A 14,245-nucleotide genomic window follows, 5' to 3' on the forward strand; every position below is an offset into this window, starting at 1 on the left:
ATGAACCCGAACGAAGGGAACGGTACGATCGAATACGCGGGAAAATTGCTTTCTGTCTTCATTCTCGCCCCATTTGTGGGAAGCCTCCTTGCAATCTTCTTTCCGCCCGATCAGCGCGGTGCGACAGCCTGGTTTGCAGGAGCGATCGCGCTCCTTTGTTTCCTCGTCGCCGCCGGCCTCTATCCCTTCGTCACCTCGGGCGGCGTCCTGCGCTATGACATCGCCTGGCTGCCGGAACTCGGCCTCAACTTCACGCTCCGGATGGACGGCTTCGCCTGGCTCTTCACGGTTCTGGTAACCGCGATCGGCGTGCTCGTGGTGCTTTACGCCCGCTACTATATGGCCGCGGAAGACCCGGTGCCGCGCTTCCTGTCGCTTTTCCTCGCCTTCATGGGCTCGATGCTCGGCGTCGTGCTTTCAGGCAATCTCATCCTGCTCGCCGTTTTCTGGGAACTGACGAGCATCGTCTCCTTCCTTTTGATCGGCTACTGGCACCACAATGCCCACGCCCGTGACGGCGCCCGCATGGCGCTGACCGTAACCGGCACAGGCGGCCTCTGCATGCTCGTCGGCCTTCTGCTGATGGGTCGCATCGTCGGCAGCTACGATCTCGACGTGGTGCTCGCCTCCGGCGACCTCATCCGCAACTCGCCGCTCTACATGCCGGTACTGATTCTGGTGCTGCTCGGGGCGCTGACGAAGAGCGCGCAGTTCCCGTTCCATTTCTGGCTGCCGCACGCGATGTCGGCGCCGACGCCGGTTTCGGCCTATCTGCATTCGGCAACCATGGTGAAGGCAGGCGTCTTCCTCTTGGCGCGCCTCTGGCCGGTCATGGCCGGCACCGAGGCCTGGTTCTGGATCGTTGGCCTTGCCGGTCTTTCGACGCTGCTGCTCGGCGCCTATTTCGCCATCTTCCAGCAGGACCTCAAGGGCCTGCTCGCCTATTCCACTATCAGCCATCTCGGCCTGATCACCGTGCTCCTGAGCCTCGGCAGCCCGCTGGCCGCGGTCGCCGCGGTCTTCCACATCGTCAACCACGCGACCTTCAAGGCGTCGCTGTTCATGGCGGCCGGCATCATCGACCACGAGACCGGAACGCGCGACATGCGCAAGCTCGGAGGGCTGATCAGGTACATGCCTGGAACGGCGGTACTCGCCATGGTCGCGAGCGCGGCCATGGCTGGCGTACCACTCTTGAACGGCTTCATCTCGAAGGAAATGTTCTTCGCCGAAGCGATCGAAACGCACCAGGCCAACATTCTCGATACGATGACGCCCTATGTCGCGACGCTCGCCGGCATGTTTGCCGTTACCTATTCGCTGCGCTTCATCCACAGCGTCTTCTTCGGCAAGACGCCGGAGGACCTGCCCAAGGTGCCGCACGAGCCGCCGCGCTGGATGCGTGTGCCGATCGAGTTCCTGGTGCTCGCCTGCCTCGTCGTCGGCATCATTCCGGCGATCACCATCGGCCCGTTCCTGCACACGGCTGTCGTCTCCATTCTCGGCGCCAACACGCCCTATTACAGCCTTTCCGTCTGGCACGGCTGGAACCTGCCGCTGATCATGAGCTTCGTCGCTCTTGCCGGCGGCATCGGTCTCTACTTCCTGATGCGCAACTACCTCGCCACCAGCGTCGAGGGGCCACCGATCTTCCGCCTGCTGCACGGCCAGCGCATCTTCGAGCGCGTGCTGGTAACGCTCTCCTGGAAATGGGCGCGTTCGCTGGAGCAGCGCCTCGGCACGCGGCGGCTGCAGCCGCAGATGCGCTTCCTCGTCTTCATCGCGATCGCCGCCGGCGCGCTGCCGCTGCTTCTCAATCATTTCGAGCTGCCGCCGCTTCTCGTGCGCAGCATCGATCCGGCCTTTGCCCTCCTCTGGGCGGTCGGCATCGCCTGTGCCATCGGTGCTGCGATCCTGGCGAAGTTCCACCGGCTGGCGGCACTCGTGCTGCTCGGCGGCGCCGGGCTCACCACCTGCCTCACCTTCGTCTGGCTTTCGGCGCCGGATCTGGCGGTTACACAGCTCCTCGTCGAGATCGTCACGACGGTGCTGATCCTGCTCGGCCTGCGATGGCTGCCGAAGCGCATCGAGGACACCGAGGAAACCGAGCTCTTGTCGCTGAAGGTCCGCTTCCGGCGCCTGCGTGACTTCCTGCTGGCGGTCGTCGCCGGCGGCGGCGTGGCGCTGATCGCCTATACGATCATGACCCGGCCCATGCCTGACACGATCGCGAGCTACTTCCTCGAGCGCGCCTACAAGGAGGGCGGCGGCACCAATGTCGTCAACGTCATCCTCGTCGACTTCCGCGGCTTCGACACGCTCGGCGAGATCGCGGTGCTGGCGATCGTCGCGCTTACCGTCTTCGCCCTGCTGCTGCGCTTCCGCCCGCAGGCCGACAGCCTGGAGGCTCCGGAACAGCAGCGCGTCCAGAACGCCTTCGACGACGATCACCCGGATCGCAACAAGGGTGACAGCGTGGCTGAATACCTGTTCGTGCCATCGGTGATCATGCGTTGGATGTTCCCGGTCATCGGCATGCTCGCAGCCTACCTCTTCCTGCGCGGCCATGACCTGCCGGGCGGAGGCTTTGCTGCCGGCATCGCCATGTCGATCGGCTTCATCCTGCAATACATGTCCGGCGGAACCCGCTGGGTCGAGGAGCGCCTGCGCATCCATCCGCTGCGCTGGATGAGCATCGGGCTTCTGGTGGCCGCTGCGACCGGCATCGGCTCCTGGTTCTTCGGCTATCCGTTCCTGACATCGCATTCGCAATACGTGACGCTGCCGATCATCGGCAAGTTTCCTCTGGCGAGCGCCCTGTTCTTCGATCTCGGCGTCTTCTCGCTGGTGCTCGGCGCAACCGTGCTGATCCTCATCGCGCTCGCCCACCAGTCGATCCGCGCGCCGCGAGCCCATGCACGCGCCATGCGAAAGGAGGCACGCTGATGGAGATCATTCTCTCTGCCGCAATCGGCGTGCTTACGGCATCCGGCGTCTACCTGCTTTTGCGCCCGCGCACCTACCAGGTGATCATCGGCCTCTCGCTGCTCTCCTATGCGGTCAATCTCTTCATCTTCGGCATGGGGCGCCTTCGCGTGAACGCGCCGCCGGTGCTGGAGCCAGGTGGTGTCGGCGATCTCAGCCGCTTCACCGATCCGGTGCCGCAGGCCCTGGTGCTGACAGCGATCGTCATCGGCTTTGCCATGACCGCGCTCTTCCTCGTCGTGCTGCTCGCCTCGCGCGGCTTCACCGGCACCGACCACGTCGACGGCAGGGAGCAGCGCCATGACTAACTGGATGCACCACCTGCTGATCCTGCCGATCCTGCTGCCGCTGATGGTCGGCGCCGCGATGATCCCGATCGACGAGCGCAACCGCTCGCTCAAGGGTGTGCTGAGCTTCGTCTCGACGCTCGCGCTCTTCATCCTCTCGATCGTGCTGATGCGGATCGCCTCGATGGATGGGGCGCCCGCAGGCAACGGCGTCTATCAGCTCGGCAACTGGCCCGCCCCTTTCGGCATCGTGCTGGTGCTCGACCGCCTTTCGGCACTGATGCTGTGCCTGACGAGCGGACTGGCGCTTGCCGCCCAGGCCTATTCGATCGCGCGCTGGCACACCGCGGGCCATCATTTCCATTCGCTGTTCCAGCTCTTGATCGCCGGCCTCAACGGCTCGTTCCTGACCGGTGACCTTTTCAACCTCTTCGTCTTCTTCGAGATCATGCTGGCGGCGTCCTACGGGCTGCTGCTGCACGGCTCCGGGCCGCTGCGCGTCAAGGCCGGTCTGCACTATGTCGCGATCAACCTCGCCGCCTCCTCGCTCTTCCTGATCGGCGTCAGCCTGATCTATGGCGCGACTGGCACGCTCAACATGGCCGATCTCTCCATGAAGCTGGCGACGCTCTCGCCGGAGGATCGCCAGATGGTCGAGGTCGGTGCCGGCGTGCTCGGCGTGGCCTTCCTGGTGAAGGCCGGCATGTGGCCCTTGAGCTTCTGGCTGCCGACGGCCTATGCAGCCGCGACGCCGCCGGTCGCCGCCGTCTTTGCGATCCTCACCAAGGTCGGCATCTATGTCATCCTCAGGCTGTCGCTGCTGGTCTTCGGCGCGAGTGCCGGCGCGTCTGCCGGTTTCGGCCAGCCGATCCTGCTTGCCGGCGGCCTGCTGACGATCGCCTTCGGCGCCATCGGCGTGCTCGCATCGCAGGCCATGGGCCGCCTCGCCGCCTATTCGGTGCTGGTCTCCTCCGGCACCCTGCTCGCCGCCATCGGCCTCGGCCACCCAAGCATGATCGCCGGTGCGCTCTTTTACCTCGTCAGCTCGACACTGACGATCGCCGCCTTCTTCCTGCTGATCGAACTGGTCGAGCGCGGACGTGACGCCGGCGCCGACGTTCTTGCGGTGACGATGGAAGCCTACGGCGACGCCGACGAGGACGAGGAGGAAGAAGAAGTCGGCTCGGCGATCCCCGGCACGATGGCGATCCTCGGCCTGTGCTTCTGCCTTTGCGCCCTCTTGCTGGCCGGCCTGCCACCGCTCTCCGGCTTCGTCGCCAAGTTCGCGATCCTCGGCGGTCTCTTCGGCCTGTCGGGAGCGGAAGCCGCCCCGGCGGTCTCCGCCGCCGACTGGACCTATGTCACGCTGCTGATCGTTTCCGGTCTCGCCGCGATGATCGCAATGAACCGCGTCGGCATCCGCACCTTCTGGGCGTCGATCGAAAACACCGTGCCGCGCGTCGTAGTCATCGAGATCACCCCCGTCGTCGTGTTGCTCGCTGCCTGCATCTTCTTAAGCGTGCAGGCCGGGCCGGCGATGCGCTACATGCAGGCAACAGCGGATTCGCTGTTCGATCCTGCGGGTTATACGGAACGGGTGCTCTCAGCGCCGCGGGCGGGAGGGCAATAGGCGATGCGCACCTGGCTCCCCTATCCCCTGCTCTCCGTCGGGCTGCTCATCATCTGGCTCCTGCTCAATCAGTCGGTTGCGCCCGGCACCTTCCTGATGGGGACGGTACTGGCAACCGGTCTTGGCTGGGTGACGCTGAAGCTTGGCCTCGTGCGCTCGCACCCGCGCCGGGTTCTGTTGATCGTGCGCTTCGGCTTTGCCGTCGCCGTCGACGTGATCCGCTCGAACATCGCCGTCATCGCCGTCATCCTGCGTGGCCAGCGCCGACCGCCGAACTCGGGCTTCCTGACCATCGATCTCGATCTGGAAGACGAAAACGCCCTGGCGCTGCTTGCCTGTGTCATGACAGCGACGCCGGGAACGGCCTGGCTCGAATACGATCGCGGCCGCAAGTCCCTGCTCTTCCACGTGCTCGACATGGAGAACGAGGACATCTGGCTCGATACGGTCAAGCGCTATGAGACCGCCCTGAAGGAGATATTCGGATGATGGAACTTTCAATCATCTGGTCGATCCTGATTGCCCAGATCATGCTCGGCCTGGCGATGGCTTTTGCCTTCTATCGCATGGTGAGGGGGCCGCGCGCCCAGGACCGCATCCTCGGCCTCGACACGCTCTATATCAACGCCATGCTGATGCTCTTGACCTTCGGCATCCGCACGGCCAACTCGCTCTATTTCGAGTCCGCCTTGATCGTGGCTTTGATCGGCTTCGTCTCGTCGATCGCCTTCGGCAAGTTCCTGATGCGCGGGGAGATCATCGAATGAGCCACCTCACCGACCTTCCCGTCTGGGCAGCCGTTCTCGTCTGCGGGCTCACCGTCCTCGGCGCCGCAGTGGCGCTGATCGGCTCCGTCGGCTTGCTCCGGTTCACCAGCTTCTACGAGCGCCTGCACGCACCGACGCTGGCGACCAGCGGCGGCGTACTGATGATCTGCACCGCCTCTATCATCTGCTTTGCCGTGCTGCAGAGCCGCTGGGTATTCCACGAAATCCTGATCATCGTCTTCGTCGTCGCCACCACGCCGGTGACGCTGATGCTGCTTGGACAGGCAGCGCTCTACCGCGACCGCGTCGAGGAAAAGCGCGGCGTCCCGCTCAAGCAGCGGCCGCCGCGCGAAGAACCGGCAGAATAGGTTTCAAAACCCTCTCAGCGGGAAACTTAGGCCGACCCCCGAGGGAGTGCGGCCTATTCGCCGCGCCCTCTGAAGCGCCGCTGATAGGCGGGATCGTAGAGCGAGCTTTCACGGAAATCAGAGGCTTCGAGCCCCGGACCGACGAAGATCAGCGCCGTGCGCTCGATCGGCTCTTCCGCCACCTTGGCGGCGATGTCACCGAGCGTGCCGCGCACCACGCGTTCGTCCGGCCAGGAGGCCTTGACGACGATGGCGACCGGGCAGTCGGCACCGTAGACCGGCGTCAGTTCCTCGACCACCTGCTGAAGCGCATGGATCGCAAGGTGGATTGCCAGCGTCGATCCAGTAGCGCCGAAAGCGGAAAGCGTTTCTGAGTTCGGCATCGGCGAGGCGCGGCCCGAAACGCGGGTCAGCACCAGGCTCTGGGCCACGGCCGGAATGGTCAGTTCGCGACCGAGCGCTGAAGCCGCCGCCGCAAAGGAAGGAACGCCCGGCGTCATCGTATAGGCAATGCCATGCTTCTCGAGCCGGCGGATCTGTTCGGCCACAGCACTCCAGACCGAGAGGTCGCCCGAATGAAGCCGCGCCACGTCGAGCCCTTCGGCTTCGGCCTTCACATACTCCGCCTCGATCTCGTCGAGCGACATCGGCGCCGTATCGACAATGCGGGCGCCCGGCGGGCAATATTGCAGCAGCTCCAGCGAGACGATCGAGCCGGCGTAAAGGCAGACCGGGCAGCGCCCGATCAGGTCGCGACCACGCACCGTGATCAGGTCTGCGGCTCCCGGGCCGGCGCCGATGAAATGTACCGTCATAGGTTACTCTTTCTTTTTCTTGCGCAGTTCCGGACGCAAAACCGCGTCACACTTTCGCTGGAACTGCTTTAGCCCTTCGTCCACGACCATTGGGTGACCGGCATGGCCGGCTTCCAGCCGGTCATGCCACCGATGGGTCCTGCACGCGCGATATCGATGCGGATCAGCGAACCGCCGAGCCGCGCGTGATGATCGAGCAGCACCGCTTCCATGTCCGTCGTCACCGCGTTGGCAACCAGCCGTCCGCCTAACTTGAGCGCCTCGATCGCTGCTTCCATGACGCCGTCTTCGCTGCCGCCGCCGCCGATGAAGATCGCGTCCGGTTGTGGCAGGCCGGCAAGCGCCGCCGGCGCCTCGCCTTCGACAACCGTCAGCCCGGGCACGCCGAACATCGTCGCGTTGCGGCCGATGCGCGCTGCCCGCTCCGGCTCCACCTCAATGGTGATCGCCTGCATGGTCGGATCGGCGAGCATCCATTCGATGCCGATCGAGCCAGAGCCGCCGCCGATGTCCCATAGCAGTTCGCCCTTGCGCGGTGCGAGTGCCGACAGCGTCAGCGCCCGGACCTCGCGCTTGGTGATCTGCCCGTCATGTTCGAACAGCGCATCGTCGCGGCCGGCGGCAAGCGGCAGGATGCGCGCGCCCTCGTCGGCCGCCACCTCAATGGCGCAGACGTTCAAAGGATGCACGAGGCCGAGCATGAAGCGCGCGGCGATCTGCGTCGTCACCCGTTCGCCGGCGCCGCCCAGCGCTTCGAGCACGGTCAGTCGCGACTGACCGAAGCCGCTTGAAACCAGAAGCTCGGCAAGGTCTCGCGGACCCGCGCCGTCCGACGTGAGCGTAAGCACACGCGCCCCCGGATGCAAATGCGGTCGCACCAGATCCAGCGGCCGCCCATGTACGGAGACGAGCGTCGCATCCTGCAGCGCCCAGCCGAGGCGCGAGGCGGCAAGACTGATCGACGACGGCGCCGGAAGCGTGCGTATTTCGGCCGAGGCGATGCGGCGCGCCAGCGTCACGCCGACGCCGAAGAAGAATGGGTCGCCCGAGGCAAGCACCACCACCGGGCTGCCGCGACGCGCGACGATCTCGACGACCGAGCGTTCGAGGGGGCTTAGCCAATTGTGCGCTTCGCCGGTGATGAGGGAGGCGGCGAGCTCCAGATGACGATGGCCGCCGTAGACGACCGGCGCTTCGGCGATCAGCCGCTTGGCCTCGTCGCCGAGACCCGCTACACCATCCTCACCGATACCGATGACGGTCAGCCAGGGGGAGACGATGGCGGGTTCGCTGTTCGACACGTCAGCCATGGAAAAACCTCGTATTCTGATTCTGGGTGGCACCACCGAGGCACGCGAACTCGCGCGCCGCTTGGCCGAAGATGTCCGCTACGACACCGCCATCTCGCTGGCCGGCCGCACCGCGGACCCGCGGCCGCAGCCGGTCAAGACGCGCATCGGCGGCTTTGGCGGCGCCGATGGGCTGGCGCATTTCCTGCATGACGAAAACATCGCGCTGCTGGTCGATGCGACGCACCCCTTTGCCGCACGCATTTCGCACAACGCCGCGGACGCAGCGCAAAGAACCGGCGTTGCGCTTATCGCCCTCCGCCGACCGGAATGGGTGCTCCTGCCTGGCGACCGCTGGACTGCTGTCGATAGCGTTGTCGAGGCCGTCAGCGCGCTCGGTGATCGGCGACGCCGCGTCTTCCTGGCGATAGGTCGACAGGAAGCTTTCCACTTCGAGGTCGCGCCGCAGCACAGCTACGTCATCCGCAGCGTCGATCCGGTGACGCCGCCGCTTAATCTGCCCGACCAGGAGGCGATCCTGGCGACCGGTCCCTTTGCGGAAGCCGATGAAGCCGCGTTGCTCAGGAGCCGGCAGATCGATGTGATCGTCGCCAAGAACAGCGGCGGCAGCGCCACCTACGGCAAGATTGCCGCAGCGCGCCGGCTCGGCATCGAGGTGATCATGGTCGAGCGGCGCAAGCCCGCGGACGTGCCGACGGTCGGCAGTTGCGACGAGGCACTCAACCGCATCGCTCACTGGCTCGCCCCTGCATAGAAGCGCGGCGTGTAGACGAGATCGGGTTGGCCGTCGCGCTCGACGATGCGCGTCTCCGGCGAGCCGATGATGACGCAGGTCGCCATGTCGGCGCGGTTGGCATCGGCCTCGCCGAGCGGCATCACCGCGATCCGTTCGTCCGGCCGCCCGGCCGCACGGCCGAAGATGACCGGAACCGTTGCCGGCAGAACGCTGCGCAGAAGCTCGAAGGCCTCACCGAGCTGCCAGGGCCGCGCCTTGCTGATCGGATTGTAGAGCGCAATGACGAAGCCCGCTTCCGCCGCCAGCCTGAGGCGCCGGGTGATGACTTCCCAGGGCTTCAGATTGTCGGAAAGCGAGATCGCACAGAAATCATGACCGAGCGGCGCGCCGATGCGGGCGGCAACGGCGAGCATCGCGGTCACGCCGGGCGTGATCACCAGTTCAACCGACTTCCATTCCGCCGGTCCCTTGTCGATCGCCTCGCAGACGGCGGCCGCCATGGCAAAGACACCGGGATCGCCACCGGAGACCATGCAGACCTTCACGCCTGCCGCAGCCCGCGTCAGCGCGTCCTGTGCCCGATCGAGCTCCTCGCGGTTGTCCGAGGCGACACGGATCTGATCCGGTCTGAGGTTCAGCCGGTCGAGATAGGGAAAGTAGCCGTAAAACTCCTGAGCGGCCGCAACGGCTTCCGCCGTTTCCGGCGTCATCTGCTTGGCGCTGCCCGGTCCGGTACCGACGACATAGAGCGTACCGGTCATGGTCGGTCCTTCCAGCCGGGAACGAGCACCAGCGAGAAATAGGGCGCCTCGTCGTCGGCCTTTTCCGCAAGAGCCGTCATCGCCGCGTTCTTCATCGTGCCGCGTTCGACATAGACGGCCTGGTCGAGACGGCCGGAGGCAGCGAGCGCCCGACGGATCTTCGGCAAATTGCGCCCGACCTTCATGATCACGGCGGCTTCGGTATCCGCAAGCCTGCGGCCGAGCTCGGCCTCGGCCATGGTGCCCGGAAGCACCGAGAGCACGTCGTCGCCCTGCACCAGCGGCAGGCCGGCAAGCGACCAACAGCCGGACATGGCGGTAATGCCGGGGATCACCTCGACCGGGAAACGATTGGCGAGCCGCACATGCAGATGCATGTAGGAACCATAGAACAGCGGGTCGCCTTCACTGAGCACGGCGACCGTGCGCCCGGCGGCAAGATGCGCCGCTACCGCTTCGGCCGACGCATTGTAGAAGTCGGTGATCTGGGTCTTGTAGGCGCCATCGTCCTTGTCGATTTCGGTCGTCACCGGATAGTATAGCGGCAGCTCGACAAGATCGGGCTTCAGCAGACCCTCGACCACCGCGCGGCCGTTACCGCTTCGCCCGGCCTTGGCGAAATAGGCAAGCACATCGGCTTGCCCGAGCGCCTTCACCGCCTTGACCGTCAAAAGTTCCGGATCACCGGGGCCGGTCCCAACACCGATCAGGCGCCCCACGCCGACGCCGCTCACAGGCCCGGCCTCGCGAGCGAGTTGAGCGCTGCCGCCGTCATGGCGCTGCCGCCGAGCCGGCCGCGCACGATGGCGAAGGGAACGCCATAGGAATTCTCGGCCAACGCATCCTTCGATTCCGCCGCGCCGACGAAACCGACGGGCATGCCGAGGATTGCCGCCGGCTTCGGCGCGCCGTCGCGCAGCATTTCCAAGAGGAAGAACAGCGCCGTCGGTGCGTTGCCGATCGCGACCACCGAACCGGCCAGCCGCTCGCTCCAGAGCTTTAGGGCTGCGGCGGAGCGGGTGTTGCCGATCTCGGCCGCAAGGCCGGGCGTGCGAGGATCGCGCAGCGTGCAGATCACCTCGTTGCCGGCCGGCAGACGGGCGCGGGTGACACCGTGCGCAACCATCTCGGCATCGCAGAGGATCGGCGCACCGGCTTTCAGCGCCGCACGGGCCGAGCTTACGAAATCGGGAGAAAACACGAACTGCCTGGTCGCCTCGACGGAACCGCAGGCGTGCACCATGCGCACCGCCAGATCCGCTTCCTCTTCGGAGAAGCGCGACAGATCGGCCTCGGCGCGGATGATGGCGAAGGAACGCTCGTAGATGGCGTTGCCATCGCGAATGTAATCATACTCAGGCATGTCTATCCCTGTTCGAACGCTGCCGAGACGCGCGCAGCTCCGAGCCGTGTAAGACAGGACTGCGCCGATTCGCCAGCGTCTTTGTTTTGCCGCACCAGCCGGCCGAGCCGGGCAAGGGCGGATCCCATTCCATTCTCATCGGTGTAGGCGCTTGGCAAGCCATTGGCAGCCCCATTTACGACAAGCCCGTATCCTGATGGCGCACCGACAAGCGTCAGTTCGGACGGCTTCGGCCGGGCGCAGCCCTTGGCGCAGCCGGAGAGATGCACGGTGAGCGACCCGTCCAGCAATTCCGGCGCCGTCTCGACGAGGCGCTCGGCCATGCCATTGGTTTCCATCCACGCCGAGGCGCAACCCTTGCTGCCGGCGCAGGTGGCGATCGCGTTGCGCGGATCCTGCTCGGCAATGCGAAAACCGTGTGACGCTGCCAGGCTCTGCGCCACAGCCGCGGTCTCGGGGCAAAGGCCGAGGACGAAGAAGGCGTGCCCGGGCGCAAGCCGGATCGCATTGGCGCCAAGCGCCTGGACCTGATGCAGGTAGGATGCCAGCGCGGCGGCCTCCACCTGAGCAAAGGCCAGACCGAGGCCGAGAACGGTGTCGGCGTTACCCAGCGCATGAATGCCGGGTATTGCGGCCGAACGCGGAGCGGCCGGGCGTTCGGACGATGTCTCACAGCGACAGAGCGCGCGGATTTCCGACGGGTCCAGATCGCGCCCGCGCACCGTCGTGCCTAGGCTCGCCAGTTTCTCGAGAATGGTGATCAGGGCCGGCACGACCGCGTTGCCGGCCAACGTCCCGACGATCGATGCCTTCGTTGCCGTGCCGCCAAGCGACAGCACCCAGGCGACCCCCGCGACAGTCGAAACCGCCTGAAGGCGAATGTCGGCGACGACAGCGCCGAGACCAAACCGGCCACCGCTATCGATGACGACGGATAATTTGGGTGCAAGCTTCAACGGCACCTGGCGCGCACCCAACGCTTCACGAAGCTCGGTGGCAATCGGCCGCGGATCGGCGATCTCGTCCGGGTCGATGCCGGCGAGAGGCGGCACCTCTATCGCGAGCCCCTTGGCAATGGCGATCTCCGCATCGCCGATCGCCTGCGCCAGCATCGGCACCGAAGCTGCACTCAGGCCGCGAAGCTGCAGGTTTCCGCGCGCGGTAATCTCGATGATGCCATTGCCGAAGCGCTCGGCAGCCGTGGCAAGGGCAATGACCTTCGGCAGCGTCAGACTGTCATCCGTTGGCCTCACCCTGACGAGCAGGCCGTCGCCGGTCTGCATCGGCTCTGCCAAGGACGGGCAGGCGCCGCGGCGCATCGAAGCGACGGTGCCGGTTTCTCCGGTCAATGGAAGGGCGCAGCTGGTCATCAAATCCGTCATCACTTGAGGCTCTCCTCCCTGAAGAAGCCTCTTAAGACGCTATAACACAGCCGCAAACCTTGAGTGAGATCAAACACGACGCAGATCGGCCCTCCCCGTCACTCGTCGAAGTCGGCGCCCTTGCGCAGGAGATAGATGTCCATGATCCATCCCATCTTCGCGCGCGCCGCCGCCCGCGTTTCAAGGATCCGGTCCTTCACCTCAGCCACGCGGCCGGAAATGACGATCTCATCCGGCGTGCCGAGATAGGCGCCCCAATAGATCTCCGCCTCCGGGTCCTCGACCCGCTGAAACGCCTGTTCGCCATCGAGCATGACGACCGAGGTCTGGCTCTTCTCGGGAAAGCTTTCGTGCAGCCGACGCCCCGTGGTGATCTCCACCGGCTTGCCGACGAGGTTCAGCGGAATGCGGTGGCTGGCGCAAAGCGCCTGCAGACTGGTGATCCCGGGAATGACGTCGTAGGCGAAGGCGACCTCACCGCGTGCCCTGACCCGCTCGACGATGCGAATGGTGCTGTCATAGAGCATCGGGTCGCCCCAGACGAGAAACGCGCCAGTTCCCTCTTCGCCCAACTCCTTCGACAGAAGCGCTTCGTAAATCCCAGCGATCTGGGCGTGCCAGTCATCGACGCTGCCGTCATAGCTGACGCCTTCGGTGCGCCGCACGGGCACCGCGAACTCGACGGTGCGACTGTCCTTGCGCGTGACGTAGCGGGCGCAGATGTCGCGGCGCACTTCGGCAAGCTCGGTCTTCTTCGCTCCCTTGGTCGGGATAAAGAGCACGTCGGCGCGGTTCAGCGCGTTGATCGCCTGCACGGTCATGTGTTCGGGATTGCCCGAACCGATGCCGATGATCAGAATTTTGCGCATGCCCGCCTCCGCCATTTCGTTCGGGCGTCTTAGGCGGATCGCCGCCGCCAAGGCAAGGCCTCGGGGCGACGACAAAGCCGTCATTCGCGCCAAGCCTTCAGTTGATGTCCGCAGCCGGATTTTCCGGCAACCGCCAGTCGATCGGATCGAAGCCTTTGCCTTCAAGGAAGGCATTGGCCTGGGAAAAATGCCGGCAGCCGAGAAAGCCGGAATGGGCTGAGAGCGGCGACGGATGTGGTGCCCTCAGGACAAGATGGCGCGAGCGGTCGACGAAGGCCGCCTTCTTCTGCGCATAGGAGCCCCAAAGCATGAAGACGACGGGATGCTCGGCCTCGTTGACCGCACGGATGATCGCATCCGTGAACTTTTCCCAACCGTGACCCTGGTGTGACGCAGCGTTCCCGCGCTCTACCGTCAGCACGCTGTTCAAAAGCAGCACGCCCTGCCTTGCCCAGCTTTCGAGAAAACCGTGACGCGCCGGCGGAATACCGAGATCGGTATTCAGTTCCTTGTAGATGTTGACCAGCGACGGCGGCGTCCGGACACCGGGGCGAACGCTGAAGCAGAGCCCATGCGCCTGGCCGTCACCGTGATAGGGATCTTGGCCGAGAATGACCACGCGCACCTTGTCGAGCGGCGTCAGGTCGAGCGCGCGAAAATACTCCGGCCCGCGAGGGAAAATCTGCCGGCCCTCGTTCTTCTGGGCCACGAGGAACTGCTTGAGGTCAGCCATGTAGGCGCTGGCGAATTCCGGTGCCAACGCTTCCTTCCAGCTTTCTTCAAGCTTCACTGCCGTTTCCATTGCACGTCCGCTCCATGTCAGGGGATCGAGGCCGCAATTTAGGCCGCCCGGACATCATCGCAAGCCCAATCGCGCCCGCCGCGGGAATGCTGCACCGGTTTTGCCGGGCGGCCACAACCACACGGGTATTACGCTAGCCCTTTTGAGGAGCATTGTATTTCAACAGATAC

At 65.1% G+C, this 14,245-nt stretch carries 15 protein-coding genes; 7 read left to right on the plus strand and 8 right to left on the minus strand.

Going from position 1 to position 14,245, the window contains the following annotated elements:
* Genes BLU15_RS21800 through mnhG form a run of 6 tightly spaced genes read left to right on the plus strand, consistent with a single transcriptional unit; the run spans window position 1 to window position 6,037 of the window.
* A complete protein-coding gene (locus tag BLU15_RS21800) occupies window positions 1-2,946 on the plus strand; it encodes a monovalent cation/H+ antiporter subunit A (RefSeq protein ID WP_090298012.1) in 2,946 nt (981 codons plus the stop codon).
* Window positions 2,946-3,293, plus strand: a complete 348-nt coding sequence (locus BLU15_RS21805; RefSeq protein ID WP_034787081.1) for a Na+/H+ antiporter subunit C — start codon at window positions 2,946-2,948, stop codon at window positions 3,291-3,293. The genes BLU15_RS21800 and BLU15_RS21805 overlap by 1 nt, the downstream gene beginning before the upstream one ends.
* Window positions 3,286-4,902 (plus strand): monovalent cation/H+ antiporter subunit D, encoded by a 1,617-nt coding sequence (locus BLU15_RS21810; RefSeq protein ID WP_090298015.1) that lies wholly within the window; start codon window positions 3,286-3,288, stop codon window positions 4,900-4,902. Before BLU15_RS21805 ends, BLU15_RS21810 begins: the two co-directional genes overlap by 8 nt.
* A gap of 3 nt (window positions 4,903-4,905) precedes the next feature.
* Window positions 4,906-5,391 (plus strand): Na+/H+ antiporter subunit E, encoded by a 486-nt coding sequence (locus BLU15_RS21815; RefSeq protein WP_034787086.1) that lies wholly within the window; start codon window positions 4,906-4,908, stop codon window positions 5,389-5,391.
* On the plus strand, window positions 5,388-5,669 hold the full coding sequence (locus BLU15_RS21820; protein WP_034787089.1) for a K+/H+ antiporter subunit F: 282 nt from the start codon (window positions 5,388-5,390) through the stop codon (window positions 5,667-5,669). The genes BLU15_RS21815 and BLU15_RS21820 overlap by 4 nt, the downstream gene beginning before the upstream one ends.
* Window positions 5,666-6,037, plus strand: a complete 372-nt coding sequence (mnhG, locus tag BLU15_RS21825; protein WP_034787092.1) for a monovalent cation/H(+) antiporter subunit G — start codon at window positions 5,666-5,668, stop codon at window positions 6,035-6,037. Before BLU15_RS21820 ends, mnhG begins: the two co-directional genes overlap by 4 nt.
* Before the next feature lie 53 nt (window positions 6,038-6,090).
* Here the strand turns inward: mnhG and cobM are convergent, their stop codons facing one another.
* Together cobM and cbiE are read right to left on the minus strand one after the other, a co-directional pair.
* On the minus strand, window positions 6,091-6,852 hold the full coding sequence (gene cobM, locus BLU15_RS21830; protein ID WP_090298018.1) for a precorrin-4 C(11)-methyltransferase: 762 nt from the start codon (window positions 6,850-6,852) through the stop codon (window positions 6,091-6,093).
* 68 nt (window positions 6,853-6,920) lie between these two features.
* On the minus strand, window positions 6,921-8,162 hold the full coding sequence (cbiE, locus tag BLU15_RS21835) for a precorrin-6y C5,15-methyltransferase (decarboxylating) subunit CbiE (protein ID WP_090298020.1): 1,242 nt from the start codon (window positions 8,160-8,162) through the stop codon (window positions 6,921-6,923).
* Between cbiE and BLU15_RS21840 the strand changes: the two genes are divergently transcribed.
* The gene (locus tag BLU15_RS21840) at window positions 8,131-8,916 is read left to right on the plus strand and encodes a cobalt-precorrin-6A reductase (protein WP_090298105.1); all 786 of its coding nucleotides are present in this window, start codon (window positions 8,131-8,133) and stop codon (window positions 8,914-8,916) included. The two genes, cbiE and BLU15_RS21840, sit on opposite strands and share 32 nt — an antisense overlap.
* Here BLU15_RS21840 and BLU15_RS21845 read toward each other — a convergent pair.
* From BLU15_RS21845 to ung, 6 genes are all read right to left on the minus strand, one after another.
* On the minus strand, window positions 8,895-9,659 hold the full coding sequence (locus tag BLU15_RS21845) for a precorrin-3B C(17)-methyltransferase (RefSeq protein WP_090298022.1): 765 nt from the start codon (window positions 9,657-9,659) through the stop codon (window positions 8,895-8,897). The two genes, BLU15_RS21840 and BLU15_RS21845, sit on opposite strands and share 22 nt — an antisense overlap.
* Window positions 9,656-10,393: a precorrin-2 C(20)-methyltransferase gene (locus tag BLU15_RS21850; protein WP_034787112.1), complete on the minus strand. Its 738-nt coding sequence runs from the start codon at window positions 10,391-10,393 to the stop codon at window positions 9,656-9,658. Before BLU15_RS21850 ends, BLU15_RS21845 begins: the two co-directional genes overlap by 4 nt.
* A complete protein-coding gene (locus tag BLU15_RS21855; protein ID WP_034787118.1) occupies window positions 10,390-11,022 on the minus strand; it encodes a precorrin-8X methylmutase in 633 nt (210 codons plus the stop codon). The genes BLU15_RS21850 and BLU15_RS21855 overlap by 4 nt, the downstream gene beginning before the upstream one ends.
* 2 nt (window positions 11,023-11,024) lie before the next feature.
* Window positions 11,025-12,392 (minus strand): precorrin-3B synthase, encoded by a 1,368-nt coding sequence (gene cobG / locus BLU15_RS21860; RefSeq protein WP_090298108.1) that lies wholly within the window; start codon window positions 12,390-12,392, stop codon window positions 11,025-11,027.
* A gap of 110 nt (window positions 12,393-12,502) precedes the next feature.
* On the minus strand, window positions 12,503-13,273 hold the full coding sequence (cobF, locus tag BLU15_RS21865) for a precorrin-6A synthase (deacetylating) (protein ID WP_089044913.1): 771 nt from the start codon (window positions 13,271-13,273) through the stop codon (window positions 12,503-12,505).
* A 97-nt stretch (window positions 13,274-13,370) separates the two neighbouring features.
* Window positions 13,371-14,075 (minus strand): uracil-DNA glycosylase, encoded by a 705-nt coding sequence (ung, locus tag BLU15_RS21870; protein WP_090298025.1) that lies wholly within the window; start codon window positions 14,073-14,075, stop codon window positions 13,371-13,373.
* Window positions 14,076-14,245: the final 170 nt, after the last annotated feature.

It is taken from the genome of Ensifer sp. YR511 (genome assembly GCF_900103045.1).
In the GTDB taxonomy this organism is placed as follows: domain Bacteria; phylum Pseudomonadota; class Alphaproteobacteria; order Rhizobiales; family Rhizobiaceae; genus Ensifer; species Ensifer adhaerens.